Source organism: candidate division KSB1 bacterium, from assembly GCA_034506255.1.
Classification (GTDB): domain Bacteria; phylum Zhuqueibacterota; class Zhuqueibacteria; order Zhuqueibacterales; family Zhuqueibacteraceae; genus Coneutiohabitans; species Coneutiohabitans thermophilus.
On sequence record JAPDPX010000008.1, the window covers coordinates 101,354 to 122,639 of the forward strand.

The following is a 21,286-nucleotide window of genomic DNA, read 5'->3' on the forward strand; positions in this document are numbered from 1 at the left end:
TATGATGAACGATGCTTTGCCATATCGCATGGTGTTCCTGCTGACCGCTTTGGTGTCAACACTCGCCACCGCCGCTCCGGCCGGTGCTCCCGGCGGAAAATTGCGTGTGGTGACGACGCTGTCGGTGTTGCAAGACTTTGCCCGGGAGATCGGCGGCGAGCGCATGGAGGTGCAGGCCCTGGCGGATCCGCATGAAGATCCGCATTTCGTGCAGCCACGGCCCACGCTGATGAAGCGTGCGCGCGAAGCGGATGCCTTCATCGAAATTGGGCTGCAGCTCGAGCTGTGGACGGAAAATCTGCTCGCCGGCTCCGGCAATCCCCGGATTCAATTAGGCCAGCCGGGTTTGATCGTTGCCTCCAACAACATCGCCACGCTGGAGCTGCCGCAAACCCTGTCGCGCGAATGGGGCGATGTCCACCCCTATGGCAATCCGCACATCTGGCTCGACCCGCTCAACGTCAGGCAAATGGTGGAGAACATCGCCGGCGGTTTCAAAGCGATCGATCCGGCGGGTGCGGCTTATTATGATGAACGACTGGCCGCCTATCAGCAACGCCTGGATGAAGCACTCTTTGGTGCCGAGCTGTTGCGGGAGGTTGGTGCCGGCAAACTCACGCGGCTGGCGCGCCAGGGCAGTCTGCATGAGTTTTTGGCGGCGCGCCAGCTCAGCGCCAAGCTCGGCGGCTGGCTCGCACAGGCAGAGAGACTGCGCGGCCGCAAGATCGTTTCGTATCACAAAACCTGGGTTTATTTTGCCCGGCGTTTCGGCCTGACGGTTGCCATCGAGATCGAAGAGAAGCCGGGCATCGAGCCGTCGGCGCGCCATCGGGACCGCGTCATCGCAGTGATGAAGGCCGAGGGCATCGATACCATTCTGATCGAGAATTTTTATCCGCGCGCCGCGGCGGATTACATCGCCGCGCAAACCGGCGCCCGGGTGGTGGTGGTTCCCATCGATGTCGGCCCCGGCACGGTGGCACCGAATTATTTCCGGCTGATCGACCATTTGCTCGCGAGCCTGCAACCATGATCGAAGACTTTCTGCGCACGATGACCTACCCCATGCTGGCGTGCCTGCTGCTCGCCGGCATTCATGTCTATCTCGGCATCCATGTGCTGGCGCGCAAGGTGATTTTTGTGGATCTGGCGCTGGCGCAGATCGCGGCACTGGGCGCGGTCTACGGCGTGTTGCTGGGTTACGATCTCGACACCGATCACTGGAGCATCAAACTTTTTTCGCTGCTGTTTGCCTCGGTGGGGGCCGTCATCTTTTCGCTCACCCGCATGCGCCATGAGCGCGTGCCGCAGGAGGCGATCATTGGCATCACCTACGCGGTGGCGCTTGCCACCACCATTTTGATAACCGCCCGGCTGGCGCACGGCGCCGAGCAGGTGGAGACACTGCTGGCGGGCAGCATCCTGTGGGTGCGCGGCCCGACCATCGTCACGACGGCGGTGCTTTATGCGGCCATCGGTCTGTTTCATTACCGCTTTCGCCGCCATTTTTTGTTGATCTCGCATGACCCCCTGCGCGCCGAGGCCGAGGGCATCCCGGTGCGGCTGTGGGATTTTCTGTTCTATTTCACCTTCGGTTTCGTGGTCACCAGCTCGGTGGCGATCGCGGGCGTGCTGCTGGTCTTTTGTTTTCTGGTGATCCCGGCGGTGATTGCCGTGCTCTTTGCCGACCGGCTGAGCCTCCGGCTGACCATCGGCTGGGTGATCGGCGGGCTGGTGAGCCTGCTGGGCGTGGTCATCTCCTATGCCTCCGACCTGCCCTCCGGCCCCACCATTGTCGTTTGCTTTGCCGTCTTTCTCGTGGCCAGTGGCATCTTGTGGTATGTGCAGCATGCCGTGCACAAGACCGTCGCAGTGCTGCGCGTGGCGGCCGGCGGCGTGGCGGTTGCCGCCTTCTTCGGTCTGACGCTGTTGTTTGAAAAGACAACGGCGCGCCATGCCGCGAATTTGCTGGCCAGTCCGCTTAAAAATGAACGCCTGCTCGGTCTGCACATGCTGTCTGCCGATTCCAGCCTGGATCACGCCCGCCTCGAGCAGATTCTGCCGCTGCTGTCGGATGCCGAAGCGGAAGTGCGCGGCCGGGCTTTGCGACTGGTGATCGAACACCGCATGGCCGCGGCACTGCCGCAGGTGCTCGCCCTGCTCGATGATCCGCAGGATTTGGTGCGCGAGGATGCCGTGCGGGCCGCAAAAATTCTGGGGCATGCCGGCATCACACCGCGGCTGCTCGCCGCGGCGGAAAAGGAGCAAGATGAGTACATTCGCGTCGAACTGGCCGAAGCCGCGCTCGAGCTGGGAGACCCGCGCGGTCTGCCGGTGTTGCTCGACATGATGGACACCGGCGAAGCCACCGACATCCGCAAGGATGCCCATGAGCATCTCTGCGCCCATCTCAAAGTGGATTTCCCCTTTCACGCAGAAATACCGGCGGCGGCCAATGACAGTGAAATCCGGCCGTTTCGGCAATGGTGGGCGAAGCATCGTCATCAACTCAAGTGGGATCCCCAGAAAAAGATTTTCTCCCCCTGAAGCCGGCAGGAGCGTCCCACGATTCCCAGACACACCCCGCAGTTGTTTTGCGACAGTAATGATGTGCCCGCACGAGACCGCAAACGCCGCCCTTCCGCCGTCCGGCTGGGTGATTGCACCCGCTGAAATCGTTGCGGGCCGCGGCTGGCCCGCGATCTTTGGCAATCACAATCCGCTCAAAGTGGATGTCGGCTGCGGGCATGGCCATTTTCTCACAGCCATGGCGCAAGCCGAACCCGAGTCGAACTTCATCGGCATCGATATTTATGCCAAAAGCTTGGCGCGTGCGCAGCGGAAGATCGACCGTCTGCAGTTGACCAACGTACGATTGCTGGCCATGCCGGCACAGGCTGCATTCGCAACGGCGTTCCGCAGCGGACAAGTGGCGGAAGTTTACATCAATTTCCCGGATCCCTGGCCCAAACGCCGCCACGCGCCACGCCGGCTGGTGCAACCGCCGCTGGTCGCATTGTTGCATGATCGCCTGCAAGCGCAAGGCGTGGTGACGGTGGCAACGGATGTGGCCGACTATGCCCGTGAAATGCTGCAACAGTTCCTGGCGCACGGCGGCTTCCGGAGCTGCCTGGCCGGCGGCATCGTTTCCGGGCTGCCCGATCGCCTGCCGACGCTTTATGAGACGAAGTTCCGGCAGCAGGGCCTGCCACTGTACTACTTCAAGCTGTGCAAAATTTCATCTCGACCCTGGCCTGCGAACGCAGAGGGGCGTCATGACCCTGCCAGCCGGTGATCAGCATTTCCTGCTTTTTGACGGCGATTGCGGTCTCTGCCGGTTCTGTGCAGATCACGCACGCCGCATGGCCGCCCGCGGGTGCTGGCGGATCATGCCGTTTCAAAATTTTTCGGATGCGGAGCTGCTGGCGCTCGGCGTGACGCGAACGCAATGCACCCGCCGGCTGCACGCGGTTTCCCGCAGCGGGCGCGTTTATCGCGGCGCATTTGCCGTCAACTTTTTTCTCTGGCGGCATCCGCCCTGGACGCTGTTGGTGATGTTGTGCCATGCCGTGCCCGTGCTCCTGCTGCTCGAAATCATCATCTATGCCGTGATCGCCCGATACCGGCAGCGGTTGTCACGCTGGCTCGGCCTTGCAGTCTGCCGTGCGCCGGTGGAGCGCGATGGATCGTGAAGCGATTCCGCACCGGAGATGAAGCCGGCATCATGATTTCATCCAACAAAATGCAGCAAGAAAAATTCTCCGACGAAAGCAGCCTTCCCACAAAAACATTGCACGGGAAATTGTTGCCGCGGGAGAACAAACGCGATTGGGTGACCTCCCTTGCCCTTTGCTGTCACAGTCGTCTCGGTTGGGAACGAGCGAGTGCGCCGGACAATATGGCGATCGCGCGCTACAGAAGACGAGGTGAATTTGAAGCTGTGGGATCCACTCATGTGAACTTGAGAATCGCAGGCAGAGAGCGTCTCAAACACATCTGCCCGACCTTGCGAGAGCGCAGTTAATCGGAGGACAGCCATGCTCAAGCCCGAGTACCCCTATTACCTTGCCAACAAACCGGTGCAACCCAACACCGATTTGCCAGTCACCGACAAATATACCGGCGGTGTCGTCGCGCGCGCCGCCCTCGCTGATGAAAAAGCGATTGATCAGGCGATCGCTGCAGCGGTGGCGGCCACCGAACCCATGCGTGCGTTGCCGGCATTCAAGCGCCAGGCGGTGTTGCAACATTGTGTCCGGCGTTTCAGCGAGCGCGCCGAGGAACTGGCCATGAGCCTGTGTCTGGAGGCCGGCAAGCCGATCCGTGACAGCCGCGGGGAAGTGAACCGCTTGATCGACACCTTTCGCATTGCCGCGGAAGAAGCCGTGCGCCTGACCGGCGAAGTCCTGCCGCTGGACATCTCACCGCGCGCACAGAATTATGTGGGCATGTGGAAGCGCGTTGCCATTGGGCCGTGCTCCTTCATCTCACCATTCAATTTTCCCCTGAACCTGGCGGCTCACAAGGTGGCGCCGGCCATTGCGGTGGGTTGTCCCTTCGTGTTGAAGCCGGCCAGCCTGACGCCGATCGGCGCCCTGATCATCGGTGAGGTGCTGGCGGAAACCGATCTGCCGCCGGGTGCCTTCTCCATTTTGCCCTGCCACCGTGAAGGCGCGCGTCTCTTCACCGAGGACGAACGTTTGAAGCTGTTGAGTTTCACCGGCTCGCCGGAGGTGGGATGGGAGCTGAAGCGCCGTGCCGGCAGGAAGAAAGTGGTGCTCGAATTGGGTGGCAATGCCGCCGTCATCATCGATGCCGACGCCGATCTTGCTGATGCGGTCAAGCGGGTGATCTTCGGTGGCTTCTATCAGTCCGGCCAGAGTTGCATCAGCGTGCAGCGCATCCTCGTTCACGAACAGGTTTATGAGTCATTTCGCGAGCAACTGGTGACGGCAACCCGCGCGCTCAAGATGGGGGATCCCAGGGAGGAAGACACTTTCATCGGCCCGATGATCTCCGAGCAGGAGGCCATCCGTCTGGAGAATTGGATCAATGCCGCGGTCAAGCGCGGGGCACGACTGTTGTGTGGCGGCCGGCGCCACGGTGCGATAATGGAGGCCACCTTGCTCGAAAACGTGCCAAAAGATGAAAAGATTTCCTGCCAGGAGGCCTTCGGGCCGGTGGCGATGCTGTCCTCGTTCCGCGATTTTGAGCAAGCGCTGAACGAAGTCAACGACAGCAGGTTTGGCCTGCAGGCCGGCGTCTTCACGCGGGACATTTATAAAGCCCATCAAGCGTGGGACAAGCTGGAAGTCGGCGGGGTGTTGATCGGTGAGGTGCCCTCGTGGCGGGTGGATCACATGCCTTATGGCGGCGTCAAAGAGAGTGGTTTGGGACGGGAAGGCATTCGCTTCGCGATGGAGGAGATGACGGAAATCCGCATGATGATTTTGCGCAAGCCTTGAGGCCAGTGGGGAAACACATGGGCGGGTAAACCGCAGGCCAACGGACAGGATACAAAATAAAAGGCGCGCTTCCGATTGGAACTTCGACAACCCGGTTCAAACTTACGAGACTGGGGGGGGATCTCGTAGTTTGTATCGAAGTAAACCGTACAGCGCGCCGTTTTTTCAGTCACTGACTGTGAAGCTGGCTTTTTGATCTTCCAGCCACCCAGTTGCTTTCAAAAAGCACGGCCAATATAAAGCAAGAATGCCGGAAAGTCAAGATATTTTTTACAGCATTTTTGTTTTGGCTGATGCTGGCACCGCCAGTTCGCTGTCTTGGGTGCGATTGAAGTGTCGCGCTGCTGCATGAAAATCGTCAGCCCCCGCCGCCTTTCTAAAAAAAATAAGTAAAAGGCAAGCACAGCTTAATCATTGAAACAGTGAATCTGACAACGCGATCAATTGAACTGCCAAATCCCTGCCATATGACCATTTGCAATTGACAGTCTTGTCTGATCGGATGAAGCGAGCCCGGCTTTGGTTGTCGTCATGCGGGGAATTTTTCCCATCACCAGGCTTCACCAGTCTTGCACTTCGAAGAAGTCATTGACATGAGCGAACGGATAATGACCTTTCGCCCAAACAAAAAATGCGGCAAGGTGGAAAGCTCCTCTTTGGCCCGCTTCCTGGGCAGGCCGTCTGTTTCAGACAAAAACAGAATAAGTACGCTCTCGGAAGAGAGGTCAGGAAAAATTTGGTGCCCGGGCTCGTGCTCGGGAATGTGCTCAGCAAAAACTGAGTTTAGTCACGCCACGCCGGTTCATTGCAGCGGCATGCAATTTGAAATCATCATTCACCCCAGCGAAAAGAAACGGCAGGCAGGCAAACTCAAACCAGGGACCGGCGCGTTTTCTGCACCAACCGTCTCGGGTATCGCCGTGAATCAGAAAGTGATGCTTGAAGAATTGCGCGAAACCCTCGAACAAATCGCGGCACTCTGTCCGCAGCACAGCGTGTTCAACCGCGAAGAAGCGGACAATGACAACAACGCAGCCGGCGACGCTGCGCTCACCCCCTGCCGCCTGGAGGATTTTGCGCTTGTCCCGGATGCCTCCGGTGAAATTTTGCATTTCTCTTGTCGCCGTTCCCTCACAGGCGTTTGCGCCGGTTCCGTCCCGCTCGCCTGCAACGGCGCGAGACCCGGGAGTACCGGCTGAAAGCAAAACCGGCGGTGTGGCGGGGTTGTGCTGCGGCGGCCAGCCGCGAACAGCCACGTCTCTGCGGCCACTTGGCGCACCCGGCTGTCTCTACGCGGCCCGGGCACGCAACCATTTCACCAACTGCTCCACCGCGCGATCGAGTTGCTGCAGATCCCCGGTGTTTTCGACCACATAATCTGCGCGCCTGACCTTCTCCTCAAGCGGCAGTTGGTTGGCCATGCGCCGCCGCACCGCGGCTTCGTCGATGCCGTCGCGCTGCATGATCCACTTGATGCGGTTTTCCAGCGAGGCATAGACCACAACCATGACGTCCATGGCCTCGTTCCATTTGACCTCGTAGTGCAGCGCGGCCTCGATGATGGCCATGCTTTTGCCCGCCGTCTCCCACTTGCCGATCATGCGCTCCACCGTGCTGATGACGCGCGGATGGATGATGCCGTTGAGAATTTCAAGTTTTTTGCGGTCGTTGAAAACGATCGCCGCCAGCGCTTTGCGCCGCAGCCGGCCGTCGCCATCGTACATGTCCTCCCCAAATTCCGCCTTGATGGCCTTGATGATGCCTGCGTTGGTATTGGTCAATTCCCGCGCCAGGGTATCGGCATCAATGGCTTCCAAACCGGCAGCCACCAAGCGGCTCCGCACCTCTGATTTGCCGCAGCCAATGCCGCCTGTCAATCCGACCACGAGCATAAAGCACTGCCCTCCCTGAACCGTGTTTTTGTAATGGCACTTCCTGCTGACTCGCCATGCCGGGGCGCCGGCCGCCTCACCGCACGATCACAAATTTCGCCCACGCTGTTTGTGTGCCGGATGTAACATAACACACATACACCCCTGAAGGCAACAACTTTCTTTCCTCATCACGGCCGTCCCAGGGATAGCCACCGTTGCCATCGGTTTCCGTGAGGGTCACCAATACCCGGCCCTGCAGATCGAGTATCCTGATGGTTGCCGCGGGCGTCAAACCGGCGATCATCAAACGGGAATGCCGGCTGGCAACAAAGGGATTGGGAAAGACCCTGACCTCCTCCAGATCGGCGGCAACTGGCGCAAAGCCAATGGCATCACCCTCGCCCGGTCGCAACGCTGTGCCGCCCGCGCTGCGCACGCCCTGCACAGTGATCAAGTAGTTCAGACCGGTGGCCGCCACGAAACCGTCCCGCAGCCGCAATCGCACGGCCGCGGGATTTTCCGCCAGCACCGTGACGCTGTGCAACTGCGGCTGCAAGGCAGATTCATTGGTAATCTGCAGGCGGTAGTTGGCCGGTTCTCCGGCAGTGCGCGGATCCACTGGCAGATTGAAGCCCAGCAGCACACTTTTGGGCGATTCCAGCCGCGCGGAAGCGAGGTAAAAACGGGGTTCGGCCGCGGCGACGTGAAAGCGGGTACGTGCATGGGCGGAATCCAGCCGGGCGAAATCGACATCGAACAGGTTGGCCGCTTCGATTTCGTATTCACCCGCGGCAAAATGATAATCAGTGAAACTCAAGATCACCTCGCTGCCTGCGCGGCTGGAGACAATGCTTGCGGGCGTCCAACAGCCGGAGGGATCAGCGCCGGCTGCCACCGGCCGCAGGCAAAAGCGGCCATGCCAGCGCAGGTCTTCGTGCATCGCCTCCGAGAAAGTCACTGCCACTTGTTGCGGTGGAAAAAAGGCTGCGCGCAACACGCGGGGCGCGGCCGTGGGCCGGGCGCTTACGCTGCGCGATGGCGGCCCGATGATGGGCTGGCGCTGGCTGTCGATCGTCGCGACGGTATAGCGATAGACCTGCTCGCTGACCAGTCCGGCATCGAGATATTCATTTGCGGTGATGATGGTGTTGCACACTTCCGTGCCACCGGTTTTTTCGCGGGTGAGGAGATAGCCCTCCGCGCCCGCCACCGGCTGCCAGTGCAGCCAAACGCTGGTGGCATCATGCGGCCGTGCGGTGATGCCGGCCGGCGCCGGCGCCGCCGTTTCGCTGCCCGCCGGCGAAAAGACTCGTATGATGGCGCCATCGGAAAAGAGCAGGCTGCGGCCGGCGCCGGGAGAGAGCGTGGTCACCAGCGTGGCATTGCTGCGCACCGGTTGGTAGTGCCAGATCATGCGGCTGCTGCCCGCGGCAAAATCCACCACGTAGCCATCGGGAAAGAGATTGAGGAAGAGCTCATCGCGGCCATCGCCATTACTGTCGCCGGCACTGACACCGGCGTCGAAAGCCGGCGGCGGTTGCAAGCCAAAGAAGCGCTGCTCCCAGATCACCTGAAACTGATTGTCTCCCGTGCCGCGATAAACGCGGAAGAGCCAGTGGCGGGCATCGAATTCATGCTCGCTGTTCAACGCAGGATCGGAATGGCAACCGGCGGCAAAATCACTGCGGCCATCGCCGTCAAAATCACCGGCACGAATAAAAGCAATGGTGTCGCGCAGAGGCAGGCGATCGTGCCAGGCCGGGGTGAAGTCGTTGTCGCCGGCGGCCTCATAGACATACACATCGCCGTCGGAATCCCCCAGCAAAATTTCCCGGCGGCCGTCGCCGTCGAAATCACCCAGCTCGGCATGCGGCACACCGACGCCATTCTCACCGGCGGTGAAATTTTCCAGTTGGGCCACGGCCTGGAAGGCATGATCGCCGGTGGCTTCCCAGACCGCAAAGCCGGTGGCATTGCGTGCAACAATCTCGCTGCGGCCGTCGTCATCGAGATCAGCAAAACGGCCGGCCCAAAACTCATTGCTGTCCGCCCACACCAGTTGCGTGGGAAAGGCATTGGGCTGCGGTGCTTCAAAAATAAAACTCTTTGGTCCCATGCCGGCGAGCAGCTCGAGTTTGCCGTCGCCATTGCTGTCGCCGAAGTCGCGCGTGATCAGCGGCTGGCTGAAGGTGAATTGTGGCACAAAGCCCCGGCCATCCCACTCAAAAAGGGTGAGCGGGCCGATGGCGTTGCCGCGGCCGTAAACTGAAAGCAGCAATTCCGGCGAGCCGTCCCGGTCAAAATCCACGGCCCGCGGCGGCAGCAAACCGGCGGGCAGTTGCGCCTCCCGGGGCAGCAGCCTCTCGACGAAGGTATGCGAGGGAATCTCCGGCCCGGTGAGATTCAAAGCAAAATAGCGGCCGTCATTGTCGTGGCGTGTCGTCAGCCCGGCGCGGTTTTCGGCTTCCAAATAAAATTCGATCTCACCGCCCGCCAGGGTGCGGGTGAAGTGCAGGCGATGCTTGGTGGTGAGATAATTCAGCGGCAGCGGCGCAAAAGCAGTTGCGGCGCCGCGCGGCCGCCACCAGCAGGTCGCACGGCAGATTTCGTCCGTGTCGAATTCAAGCAACACACTGGGGTGATTGCCATCGAGCATCGCTGTCATTTTCACTGCGGAAAACTTGGGCGGCGTGCGGTCAATCACAAGGCGAACTTTGTCTTCCACGGCCGGTCCGGGTTGCTGGACTGCAACCAGCCGCAGGGTGTAAATGCCCTCGGGCACGCTGGTGAGCGGCCAGGAGGCGAGGGAATCGCTCAGCACTTGACGCCGGGAACTGGAAGCCAGGGGCTGCCAGGTCACAGGATCATCGCCCACGCCAAAGGATAATTCATAGCGTTCAACGAAGGCGCCGAGCACGGTGCCGCGAATGACGAGCATCTCCTTGCCGGTGAAGCCGGCATCCATCGCCGGAGAGGCGATTTCAGCCCGTGCCACCTGCTTCACTGCCAGCGCCGCCGCGGCATCGATGCGGCCGGCGGCAAAAAAGCGATCCCATCCTGCCGCGCCCAGATCCACCGCGGTGTTTTGCAGCGCGGCGCGGATCATGTCATTGCTCCACTCCGGCGAACGCGAGAGCAGCAGGCCGGCGAGTGCCGCGACGAAAGGCGCGGCCGCCGAGGTGCCGCTGAACCGGCCATAGCTGTGCTGCCGGGTGGTGGTGAGAATGTCAACGCCGGGGGCCACGAGATCGACGCTGGCGCCGTAGTTCGAAAAGGCAGCCAGGCGATCCGCGACATCGCTGGCACCAACCGAGATTGTTTCGGGGAAAGCGGCGGGAAAAACCGGGGTTGTGCCCGCCTCATTGCCGGCCGCAGCGACCAGCACCACGCCGCGGCGATGGGCGAATTGCATGACGTCGCGCAACAGCGGCGAGACGACCACATCGCCAAAACTCATGTTGATCACCCGGCAGCCGTTGTGCACGGCATACACCACGGCCGCCGCGACATCGTCCTCCTCGAGCAGACCCCGGCTGGTGCCGGCCCGCAACACCATGACCCTGCAGCCCGGCGCCAGGCCGGCGATGCCGATGCGGTTGTTCGCCACGGCGGCGATGATGCCGCTGACCGCCGTGCCGTGGCCGTTCTCATCGGAAGGATCATGATCGCGGTCACGATAATCGCCGCCATCCGGAAAATTGGGCGCATCGGTGAAATCCCAGCCAATGACGTCATCGCGGAAGCCGTTGCCGTCGTCATCGCTATCGTTGAGATCGGCGGGATCGAGCCGGCCGTTGCCGTTACGATCTTCCGCGGCATTGATCCAGAGATTGGCCTGCAAATCGGGATGATCGAGTTCGACGCCGGTATCGATTACGGCAAGCAACACGCTGGCGGCGCCGCTGGTGGTGTGCCAGGCCGCGGTGGCGCGCAGGGTTTGCAATGCCCACTGCGCGGGGAAAAGGGAATCATTGGGCGCCCCCTCCGGAGGCGCGGCGGGGCCCAACCTGCCGGTGGCGTGCAATATGTGATTGTATTGCACCTGCGCGACTTCGGACAGGCGGGAGAGTTCTTGCAGGCAGGCCGCCAGCTCCGGCGGGTGGTTGTCGAAGCGCACCAGGATGTAATCAGCGAGTTCCCCCTGGTGTAACTCGGGAAACAGGCGCAGGGCGCGATAGGCACCGAAGTTTTGCAGGCTGGCAGGCAGCCGGCTCTGCGGGGCAAAAACAATCTCCCCGCCCTTGCGCAGGATGCCGGCGGAAGATTGCAGTTTGAGGATGATTTCACCGGGAACAATGCCGGGCTGCACCGCGGCGGTTTGCGGCCAAAGCGGTGAAGCCGGGAGGGCCAGCAGGCCGCAGGCGAAAAACCGGCAGGCCGGGCGAAAAAGCGAAAGCCTGGTCATGCATTGCCATCAGGGAATCATGTTTCGCCGGCGGAGGGGCGTGGCCAGGAGGTAGCCCGCGATCCGCAGCACGGCGGTGAATAGAAAAAGTGGTGCCAGCAGGATGAGCCAGAAGGCCTCCAGCGGCGAGCGGCGATATTTCCAGAAATAGCGCCAGAAGGAGACATGAGAACTCCACACGGCGGCCGGCCGGACCTGTTTGACACTGGCGCCCAGGGCATGAAACACTTTCACCTGCGCGGTGAAGCGAATCTGCCAGCCCGCCTGCCACACACGCCGGCACCAATCGACATCACTGAAGAAAAGCGGGAAGCGTTCATCCCACCGGCCGAGGGCCTGCACCACCTGTGGCCGCGCGAGCAAGCAGGCGCCCTGCGGCTGCTCCACCGCGGCCGAGCTGCGATGATCAAAATCGCCCATCTTCCAGCGATTGCAACGCCGCGAGCCGGGAAAGGCGCGTGACAAGCCGGTGAATTCGAACAGCAGGTCGGTATAGCGCGGAAACCGCCGGCACGATGGTTGGATGGTCGCGTCGGAGAAGGCGGGCAGTGCCGTCCCCGCCCGAGGGGAAGCGCGGAGATAATGCAATTGCGGCGCCATCACACCGACCCGATCGTGTTTATAAAGTTCGTCAAGCAGGCGGGCGAGGCTGGCGGGCGGAAGAACGGTGTCGGGATTCAAAAACAGGATTGGCGCTTCGCGCGGGCAGAGCGCCAGGCCCTGATTCAGCGCCGCAGTGAATCCCACATTGTCCGGATTGCGCACCATGTGCACCACGACGCGGGGGGCGGGCAACTCGCGCACGGCCTGGGCGACGATTTCCATGGTGTTGTCGGTTGAGGCATTGTCGATGAGATGAATCGTCAGCCGGCGCCGGGGTTCGGCGGCTGGCAGCGAAGCCAGGCAGGCGCCAATGTGCGCCGCGCTCTGATAGGTGACTATGATGACCGCGAGGTGATCCGGTGGCGGCATCGCGGGCCTCATTCCACACAGATCAGCTCGCGCGAGATGGGCGTCAGGATTTCACAACCGCCGGCGGTGACCAGGATGTCGTCTTCGATGCGCACGCCGCCCAATCCCGGCAGGTACACGCCGGGCTCGATGGCGAGCACGCTGCCAAAGGGGATCACGTCCTTGCTTTCGGGCCCAATGCGCGGCAGCATGTGCACGTCCAGGCCCAGGCCGTGGCCCAGGGCATGATTGAACTGCTCACCGAGGCCTCGGGCTTTGAGATAGTCGCGCGCCACCTGGTCCAGGGCGACGGCCTGCATGTCCGGACGCACGGCGGCATAGACCCGCTCCCCGGCTTCCTTGACGAGCTGGTAAGCTTCCCGCAGGCGTGCCGGCGGCTCGCCCACTGCAATCGTGCGGGTGATGTCCGAGACGTAACCGGCGCACATGCAGCCGAAGTCGATGACAACCATGTCGCCGGGTTGCAGCCGGCGGGTGGTGCTGCGACCGTGCGGCAGCGCGGAACGCGGGCCGCTGGCCACGATGGGCTCGAAGGGATCTGCTTCGGAGCCGGCTTTACGGCTGCGATAAATGATCTCGGCGGCCAGATCGGCCTCACTCACGCCCACCTGCAAATAAGGCTGGATTGCCTCCCAGGTGCGACAGGCAAAGGCGGCTGCCTGGCGCAGCGCCGCCAGTTCCTGCGCCTCTTTGGGCACCGCGAGTTGAGACAGCAGCCGCTCGGTGGGCAAGAGCTTGAGCTGGGGAAAATGCTTGCGCAGTTGGGCAAGCTGGTGGCAGGTGAAGTGATGCTCTTCGAAGCCGACCCGCCAGGCGGAAGCCAGGGCGCGCTTTTCCTTCAGCGGGATGAACAAATCGCGGTACGCAATGAAAACCTCGGCATGCTCCACCTCCTGCGCCGCCTGGTCGCGGTAACGCCAGTCCGTTACGAGCAGGCTGCGCTCCGCCGTGATCACACCCAGCGCATTGGAACCGGTGAAGCCGAAGAAATACCGCACGCTCGCCGGCGCGCTGATCAGCATGGCGGCCAGCCCTTTTTCGCGCAGCGAGTGCCGGAGGCGCTCGATTCTATCCGGCATTCTGCGTCTCTTGCAAACGTTTTTTCAAGTAGTCGATTTTTTCACGATAATGGCGGTTCGCCGGATCCTTCTTGCTGAGCAGCTCGAAAACGCCGATCGCCTTGGCATACTGCCCCTGCGCGGCATAGATCTCACCGAGGGTGGGAGTGACGATCTTGTCGCGCGGCTGAAACTCGTTGTTGGACATCGGCGCGACGCTTTCTCCAAACTGCTCCAGCAGGCGGGTGGGCGCGGGCCGCCGGCGGTTCGCCGGCGCGGCCGTGACGGGCGTGCGTTCGCTGCTGCTGTCATGCTCAGCCGTTTTATCGACCGGCGGCATGGTATCGAAATCAAAATCCAGATCCGCTGCAGGCCGGGGAGGACGTGCGGCCGGCGAGGGCGGGAGAAAATCCATGTCATCAATTTCGGCGCCGGTGGCGGGCGCAGCCTCGCTCACGGGCGGCCGGGGCACGTCCGTGGTGTTGAGCGGCGGTGCACCCGCGGGGGTTTTGCGCCCGTAGGGCTGCACTTCGAAACTCTCGATCGGCGGCAAGGGCCTGGCGGCTGGCGGTTCGGGCGCCGCAACACTTCTTCGCTCCACCGTGGCTGCCGGGCGGTCATCGGCCTCCTCGACGACCTCATCGTTGAAGATGTCATCAAGGATCGAGGAGAAACGGGCCTCGTCCGATTTGGTCATGACCACGGTGTTGCTCTCGCCTTTTTTGTCGGCACTGTGATCCAGCGACGGTTCGGGAAGGTTGACCGGTTCAGGCGCCGGGCGCGCTGCCGGCGGGCTGGTTTTGGCGGAGGCCGCCAGTAATTCTTCATCGGACAAAGGCAGTGCGGTGAGTGGCGGTTTGCGCTCGCCGGATGTGGGGGAGGGCACCGGTTTGCGGGCCGGTGGTTCCACGGGTTTTGCGGGCATGGGAGTGGCGGTTTTGCGCGCAGCAGGTGCGGGAGGTGTCGCCGGGCGGCGGGTCGTTGTCGCAGGTGCTGCCGGCGCGGCGACCTGGCTCTGGCGGGCAAACTCATCCACCACCGATTGCACGTAGCTGTCGAGTGGATCAATGTGCAGAATCTTGCGGTAGCTCATTTCGCAGGTATTGTCCCACTCGATTTCGCGCATCAGATCGCCATACTGGCGATGGGCGGCAATGTGTTTGGGATCAAACAGCAGCACGCGCTTGAATTCCTTTTCTGCCATGTCATAGAGCTTTTTCTGGCGGTAGCATTTACCGAGCACGAAATGGCCGGTGACATAGTAGGGGTGGCGGCGCACGCCTTCTTCACAGACCTGGATGGCCTCATCGAGGCGGCCGTTGCGCATCAGGACGTCGGCGACCCGCGCAAAAGTGAGGGAGTCGGGATTTTGCTGCAGCAAAACCTGCAGCGATTCCAGACGCTCGGTTTCGACTCTAGTCATGACAGCTTCCTCAGTTCAAAAGTCCTGCCCGACCTGTTGACCGGTTTCAACGCGGCTGTAGCAGGCTGATGGAGCGTCCCGCCAGCCAGAAGACGCGCGCCAGCTTGCTGCGGAGCTGCGGCAGCAGCGCCTGCTGCAGCGAGAGCACCCCGATATAGGCAAAGCCACAGCAAAACAGGAGTTGAAAGGGGATGGCGGCAAACTCGGCATAGTGCAGCGCGATCACCACCCCGGCCAGGCAGTAAATCGCCAGCAACACTTCCACAATGCCGGTGCCGGCAAAACGAGTGGCCGGTCCGCGCCCGACAAAATACTTCTTGCCCAGAAAATGATCCCGCTCGTTTGCGATGCAATACTTCGGCGTGCGCTGAAATTCACTGCGGCGGTTGAACATGCCCAGGAAGATGGCGCGGGTGTTGTTGACCGCCAATCCCGTGCTGCCGGCCATGAACACCGGAAAATACAGAATGCGCCGCCGCCAGTCCGGATAAAGCTCGCGCTGTGCCGTCATATACATCAAAAACGACCCGAAGAACGCCAGCACGAAAACCGAGCTGATGGTAAAGTACAGGTGGTAATCGTTGCCGGCGTCGTTTTTCAGCAGCAGCAGCGGAACATTGAGCAGGCCGGCCAGCAGAATGAACGGAAACACCAGATTGTTGGTGAGGTGAATCGTCGCCTGCAGCTTGACGCGCAGCGGCAAATGCGAACGCCAGACTTGCGGCATAATTTTTTTGGCGGTCTCGATCGCGCCTTTCGTCCAGCGGAATTGCTGTGATTTCAGTGCCCCGATCTCCGCCGGCAACTCGGCGGGGCACACCGCATCGGCCAGAAACTTGAATTTCCACCCGCGCAATTGCGCGCGATAGCTGAGATCGAGATCCTCCGTCAGCGTGTCATCCGACCAGTTGCCGGCATCGAGAATGCAGCTCTTGCGCCAAATGCCGGCGGTGCCGTTGAAATTGATGAAGAAACCGGCACCGTTGCGCGCCACTTGTTCGATCATGAAATGGCCGTCCAGGCCAATAGTCTGGGCGCGCGTCAGCAGCGAAAAATTCGGATTAAGATGCCCCCAGCGCGTCTGCACCATGCCCACTTGGGGATCGTCGAAGTAGGGGATGGTGCGCATCAGGAAATCGCGCGGCGGAATGAAGTCCGCATCGAATATCGCGATGAATTCCCCGCTCGCATGCGCCAAACCCTCTCGCAAGGCACCGGCCTTGAACCCCCGGCGCTGCTCGCGGTGCCACAGCGTGATGTCAATGCCGCGGCTGCGGTATTCCCCCACCAGCCGGCGGGAGAGCGCCAGGGTTTCATCCGTCGAATCATCCAGAACCTGGATTTGCAGGCGCTCGCGCGGATACGTCATGCTGCACACCGCGTGAATCAGCCGCTCAACAACATAATATTCGTTGAAGATGGGCAACTGAATCGTGACTTTGGGATGGTGTTGCAAGGGCTTGGGCCGCAACCCGTTGACGCGCCGAAACTTTTTGTAATAGTAGACCATCACAAAGCCATGCACGCCAAAGATGAACAGGATCGCAAGCGCGATGAAATAAAGGGAAAGAACGCCGTATTCCAGCACTGTGTTCATAAGCTCCGTGACCGTCCCAACCGGCACCGCATGTGCCGCTTGTGACAGAATTCCTCCTCACCGTTGATTTTTTAGGGAAAGACAAAGGCGATAATAAGTAAATCAAACCTAAAGCGCAACTTCTTTATTGAGTTACCGGCCCGCAGGGAGCCCCCGGTTGCATGCTCACCAGCCGGAGACCGTGCGGTTCAGCACCTCGGTGGCGATCTTGGCGATCGCGCTGCTGATCGCGCTCTGCCGGTCACCGGAGTTGGCGCCCGCCGGCGTGTAGGTACCGAATTGTGTGAGTTCCTCCTCCCACAGCACCTTGCGCTTCTTCACATCATCACATTTGATTTTCACCGTCAGATACACGCGGATTTCCTGCACCTGCTCCTCCGCGGTGTAGACGCCCGCCTGTTCATGCAACCGCAAAATGGTGCCGTTCACAATCACATCCGCCACCCGCCGATCGGCAAGCTTCAACGTGTTGTCCCGGTTGAAGCTCGCAATGATGGCCTCGGTGAGCTGTTCCTTCACGCCGAATTCCGCCGTGCGGTCATCGAAGATGGGAACGGCCACGGTCTTCAGATGCGGGTTGGCCGAGCCCGAAAAGGAGTACACTCCGCAACCTGCCAGCAGCGCGCACAGCGCAGTCAGCAGCGACACTGCCACCGCTGTTGTGCAGCTGCTCTGCCCCGCGGCTGGTGGGCGCGAGGCCGGGCAAAGGAAATGGTTCATCGCAGTCCACACCTCGATGCTTTGCTCACCGCAACCCGTCGCGGCAGCCCCGTGAGAGACCGCGGGGCGGACCTTCGGCCTGCAACCAACAGGGTCTGCCCGGGTTTTTCCGCGGGAACAAGGTGCATGTGCGCCGGACATTCCCCCGGGCCGGCAGGCCCCTGATCGCAGCGGTTAGAAGGGCAGATCGTATTCTTTGATCTTGCGGTAGAGCGTGCGCTCACTGATCTTGAGAATTTGGGCAGCCTTGCGGCGATTGCCGTTGGTTCGCTGCAGCGCTTCATAGATCAGACGCTTCTGCATGCCCTCCAGGGACTCGAGTTCTTCTTCCTCGCTGCCGACTTCATCAGCGCTGACTTCCTGCACATCATCCGGTTCCACGTAACTGCCGGGTTTCAGACGGCGCATGGGAGAAACGTAGCGGCCGATGATTAATTCCCGCAACTGGGCAATTTCGTTTTTGAGGTCGACCAGGGCGCGGTAGATGAACTCGCGCTCGACTTCTTCGCTGCGGCGGTTGAGCGGCACCGGCAGCCGGCGGTCATATTCGCTTTTGCGCGGCAGGTGCTGGCGCACGGCATTCTCATCGACCCGCCGGCCACGTTGCAAAACAATCAACATCTCGACGAAATTGCGCAGCTCGCGCACGTTGCCCGGCCAGTAATAGTCCTGCATCAGCCGCAGGGCCCCCTCGGAAATGCCTTCGAATTCGACCTTGTTTTCGCGGCAGAAATCCGTCACGAATTTTTTGACCAGCAGCGGGATGTCCTCCAGGCGTTCGCGCAGCGGTGGAATGCGGATGCGGATGGCGTTGAGCCGGAAATAAAGATCTTCGCGAAAGCGGCCCTGCTCGACCGCCTCGCGCAGATCCTTGTTGGTGGCCGCCACCACGCGCACATCGACATTGCGGTTGCTGCTGCCGCCCACCCGGATAAAATCCTTGCCCTCCAGCAGGCGCAGAAACTTGACCTGCGCCGGCAACGGCATGTCGCCCACCTCATCGAGAAAGAGCGTGCCCCCGTCGGCCTGCTCGAAGTAACCTTTGCGTGTGCCGATGGCGCCGGTAAAGGCCCCCTTCTCATGGCCGAACAATTCCGATTCAATGATGCCCTCCGGAATCGCGCCGGCATTGACCACCACGAAGGGCTTGTCCACCCGCGGGCTGAGGCGGTGAATCGCCTGCGCCACCAGCTCCTTGCCGGTGCCGCTTTCTCCCAGCACCAAAACCGGGATGTTGGTGGGCGCCACCTGCTGCACGGTTTCGATGATCTGCCAGATTTCCGGTGACTCGCCCACCAGACCGATTTGATCGCGCAGCGCGCGCAAGTCGTCACTCACGCCGTTGCCGCCAATTTTTGCCGTCAATGCTTTCATGTCATCTGACGCCGGAGGTTGAAGAATGGCCGGCGAGTTTGCGGGCAGCCGGCATTCAACGTTTGTTTTTGAACCATGCCACCGTTTGCTCCAGGCCCTGCTCCAGGTTGACCTGCGGCCGCCAGCCCAGCAGGCGCGCCGCTTTTTCATAAGAGAGAACGCTGCGCCGCTGCTCGCCGGGCTTGGCCGGGCCATGCCGTTCCTCGCAGCGGCTGCCGGTCGCCTGATTGAGCAGCCGGAACAATTGATTGACATCGGTCTCGCGGCCGGTGCCGATGTTGAAGTAATCGCTCACCGGATAGTCGAGCGCCGCCAGGTTGGCCGCCACCACGTCGCCAACGTAGACATAATCGCGTGTCTGCCGGCCATCGCCGTTGATCACCGCTTGTTCGCCGCTCAGCAGGCGTGCGGTGAAGATGGCCACCACCCCTGCTTCACCGTGCGGGCTTTGCCGCGGGCCATAGACGTTGGCGTAGCGCAGCAGGACGTACGACAGGCCGTAGCTTTGGCCGAAGAACGCGATGTATTTCTCGCACGCCAGCTTGGTGATGCCATAGGGTGAGGCCGGCCAGGTGGGATGCTCTTCATCCGCCGGGAAGTGCACCTGTTCGCCGTAAATCGCGCCGCCGGTGGAGGCAAAAATGAATTTCTTCACCCCGGTCTGCTGCGCCTGCTGCAGCAGATTGAGCGTGCCCAGGATGTTGACTTCGGCGTCATAGCGCGGATCCGCCACCGACTTGCGCACGTCCATCTGCGCCGCCTGATGATAGACGACCTCGAACTGCTCGCGCCGGAAAATCGCGGCGATCTCCCGGTCGCGAATGTCAACTTGATGAAATCTTGCCTGCGGGTTGAGATTCTCCTTTCGACCGGTGACGAGATTGTCAATGATGACGACCTCATGGCCCCTGGCCAGCAATGCGTCTGCGATGTGCGACCCGATGAAACCGGCTCCGCCGGTGACCAACACTTTCATGCTCTGTCCTTTCTGAATGAAGAAAATGCCCGAAGACTGCTGCCCCTGCTTGGTTCCAGCCTTGACTCACTTTGAGTTCATCCCTTGCCGGCCGATTCGCCCAGCCACTGACCGCCGGACGATGCTGATCATCCCCCTCCCAAGTGCCGCCGCGCCTTTGCCCCAATGTCAGTCCGGTAGTGCGCGCCCTCAAAAGAAATTTTGCCGACCGCCGCATACGCCCGCTGGCGTGCCTGCTCAAAGGTCCGGCCCAGACCGGTGACCGCCAACACCCGGCCGCCGTTGGTGATCAGACGCCCGGCCGCATCTCGCGCCGTGCCGGAATGAAAAACCAGAACCTCTTCCGCCTCGCGCAGCGGCAAACCCGAGATCACCCGGCCGGTTTGGTATTCTCCCGGGTAGCCGGCAGAAGCCATCACCACTGTCAGCGCCCAGCCGTTTGCAGCCGCGGGCAGCGTCGCCGGCAGCGTGCCATGCGCCATTTGCCAGAACAGCTCCACCAAATCGAACTCGAGCAACGGCACAATCACCTGCGCTTCCGGATCACCCAGACGGCAGTTGAATTCCACCACCCTGGGGCCTGCGGCCGTGATCATCAAACCCGCATAAAGCACGCCGCGGTAGGGGCGTCCCTCTGCCGCCAAACCGGCTATCGTGGGCCGCAAAATTTCATTTTCCACCTGGGCAAGCAGCGCCGGAGTCATCACCGGCGCGGGCGCATAGGCACCCATGCCGCCGGTGTTGGGTCCGCGATCGTGATCGAATACCGCCTTGTGATCCTGCGCCGCCGGCAGAGTGAGAATATTCGCGCCGTCGCTGAGACACAGTACCGACACTTCTTCCCCCGGCATGAACTCTTCGATGACGATTCGACTGCCGGCCTGCCCGAACAGGCGGCGTTCAAGCATGGCCGCAGCGGTCGCGATGGCCTCGGCATGCGTGTGCGCCACCACGGCACCCTTGCCGGCGGCCAGACCGTCGGCTTTGATCACGATGGGCAGGCGGCATTTCTCCAGAAAGCTGCGCGCCCCGGGAAAATCTTCAAAGATCTCGAAAGCCGCGGTCGGAATGCCATGCCGGCGCATGAAGACTTTTGCAAAGGCCTTGCTGCCCTCGATCATGGCGGCCGCGCGGGTGGGGCCGACGATCGCCAGACCGGCGGCGGCGAAACTGTCAACGATGCCCGCCACCAGCGGCGCCTCCGGCCCGACAATGGTCAGATCGATCGCGGTGGCGCGGGCAAAAGCAAGCAGGGCGGAAACATCGGCCGGAGAGATATCGACACACTCGGCCAGTTGCGCAATGCCGGGATTGCCGGGCGCACAATAGATTTTACCGGCGTGCGGGCTTTGTGCCAGCTTCCACGCCAGCGCATGCTCGCGACCACCGCCGCCGAGCACGAGCAAACGCACCGGCCCGGCC

General features: G+C 61.5%; 17 protein-coding genes. 7 read left to right on the forward strand and 10 right to left on the reverse strand.

Going from position 1 to position 21,286, the window contains the following annotated elements:
• The first annotated feature begins 1 nt into the window (after position 1).
• The 7 genes from ONB52_16985 to ONB52_17015 all read left to right on the forward strand — a co-directional run bounded on the left by ONB52_16985 (position 2) and on the right by ONB52_17015 (position 6,664).
• Positions 2-1,033, forward strand: a complete 1,032-nt coding sequence (locus ONB52_16985; GenBank protein MDZ7417830.1) for a metal ABC transporter substrate-binding protein — start codon at positions 2-4, stop codon at positions 1,031-1,033.
• Positions 1,030-2,547 carry a metal ABC transporter permease gene (locus tag ONB52_16990; GenBank protein MDZ7417831.1) on the forward strand — a complete coding sequence of 506 codons (1,518 nt, stop codon included), beginning with the start codon at positions 1,030-1,032 and terminating at the stop codon, positions 2,545-2,547. The genes ONB52_16985 and ONB52_16990 overlap by 4 nt, the downstream gene beginning before the upstream one ends.
• A gap of 58 nt (positions 2,548-2,605) precedes the next feature.
• Positions 2,606-3,295 carry a tRNA (guanosine(46)-N7)-methyltransferase TrmB gene (gene trmB, locus ONB52_16995; protein ID MDZ7417832.1) on the forward strand — a complete coding sequence of 230 codons (690 nt, stop codon included), beginning with the start codon at positions 2,606-2,608 and terminating at the stop codon, positions 3,293-3,295.
• On the forward strand, positions 3,276-3,692 hold the full coding sequence (locus ONB52_17000; protein ID MDZ7417833.1) for a DUF393 domain-containing protein: 417 nt from the start codon (positions 3,276-3,278) through the stop codon (positions 3,690-3,692). Before trmB ends, ONB52_17000 begins: the two co-directional genes overlap by 20 nt.
• Complete coding sequence (locus ONB52_17005) at positions 3,689-4,024, forward strand: hypothetical protein (protein ID MDZ7417834.1); 336 nt, start codon at positions 3,689-3,691, stop codon at positions 4,022-4,024. Before ONB52_17000 ends, ONB52_17005 begins: the two co-directional genes overlap by 4 nt.
• Positions 4,025-4,037: 13 nt before the next feature.
• Positions 4,038-5,465 (forward strand): aldehyde dehydrogenase family protein, encoded by a 1,428-nt coding sequence (locus ONB52_17010; protein ID MDZ7417835.1) that lies wholly within the window; start codon positions 4,038-4,040, stop codon positions 5,463-5,465.
• 593 nt (positions 5,466-6,058) lie between these two features.
• Positions 6,059-6,664, forward strand: coding sequence for a hypothetical protein (locus tag ONB52_17015; protein MDZ7417836.1), 606 nt, complete (start codon positions 6,059-6,061; stop codon positions 6,662-6,664).
• 90 nt (positions 6,665-6,754) lie between these two features.
• Here ONB52_17015 and coaE read toward each other — a convergent pair whose 3' ends face one another.
• From coaE to purD, 10 genes are all read right to left on the reverse strand, one after another.
• Complete coding sequence (coaE, locus tag ONB52_17020) at positions 6,755-7,357, reverse strand: dephospho-CoA kinase (protein MDZ7417837.1); 603 nt, start codon at positions 7,355-7,357, stop codon at positions 6,755-6,757.
• A 76-nt stretch (positions 7,358-7,433) separates the two neighbouring features.
• Positions 7,434-11,744, reverse strand: coding sequence for a S8 family serine peptidase (locus tag ONB52_17025; protein ID MDZ7417838.1), 4,311 nt, complete (start codon positions 11,742-11,744; stop codon positions 7,434-7,436).
• Positions 11,745-11,753: 9 nt separating this feature from the next.
• Entirely contained in the window at positions 11,754-12,716 is a 963-nt protein-coding gene (locus ONB52_17030) for a glycosyltransferase family 2 protein (protein MDZ7417839.1), read from the reverse strand.
• Between the two features lie 8 nt (positions 12,717-12,724).
• The gene (locus ONB52_17035) at positions 12,725-13,795 is read right to left on the reverse strand and encodes an aminopeptidase P family protein (GenBank protein MDZ7417840.1); all 1,071 of its coding nucleotides are present in this window, start codon (positions 13,793-13,795) and stop codon (positions 12,725-12,727) included.
• On the reverse strand, positions 13,785-15,197 hold the full coding sequence (locus ONB52_17040; protein MDZ7417841.1) for a tetratricopeptide repeat protein: 1,413 nt from the start codon (positions 15,195-15,197) through the stop codon (positions 13,785-13,787). The genes ONB52_17035 and ONB52_17040 overlap by 11 nt, the downstream gene beginning before the upstream one ends.
• 46 nt (positions 15,198-15,243) lie before the next feature.
• Positions 15,244-16,794 carry a glycosyltransferase family 2 protein gene (locus ONB52_17045; protein MDZ7417842.1) on the reverse strand — a complete coding sequence of 517 codons (1,551 nt, stop codon included), beginning with the start codon at positions 16,792-16,794 and terminating at the stop codon, positions 15,244-15,246.
• A 165-nt stretch (positions 16,795-16,959) separates the two neighbouring features.
• Positions 16,960-17,397, reverse strand: coding sequence for an LPS assembly lipoprotein LptE (lptE, locus tag ONB52_17050; GenBank protein ID MDZ7417843.1), 438 nt, complete (start codon positions 17,395-17,397; stop codon positions 16,960-16,962).
• Between the two features lie 291 nt (positions 17,398-17,688).
• Positions 17,689-18,888 (reverse strand): sigma-54 dependent transcriptional regulator, encoded by a 1,200-nt coding sequence (locus ONB52_17055; GenBank protein MDZ7417844.1) that lies wholly within the window; start codon positions 18,886-18,888, stop codon positions 17,689-17,691.
• A 55-nt stretch (positions 18,889-18,943) separates the two neighbouring features.
• Complete coding sequence (locus ONB52_17060) at positions 18,944-19,864, reverse strand: SDR family oxidoreductase (protein ID MDZ7417845.1); 921 nt, start codon at positions 19,862-19,864, stop codon at positions 18,944-18,946.
• A gap of 128 nt (positions 19,865-19,992) precedes the next feature.
• Entirely contained in the window at positions 19,993-21,276 is a 1,284-nt protein-coding gene (gene purD, locus ONB52_17065) for a phosphoribosylamine--glycine ligase (GenBank protein ID MDZ7417846.1), read from the reverse strand.
• Between the last annotated feature and the right edge of the window lie 10 nt (positions 21,277-21,286).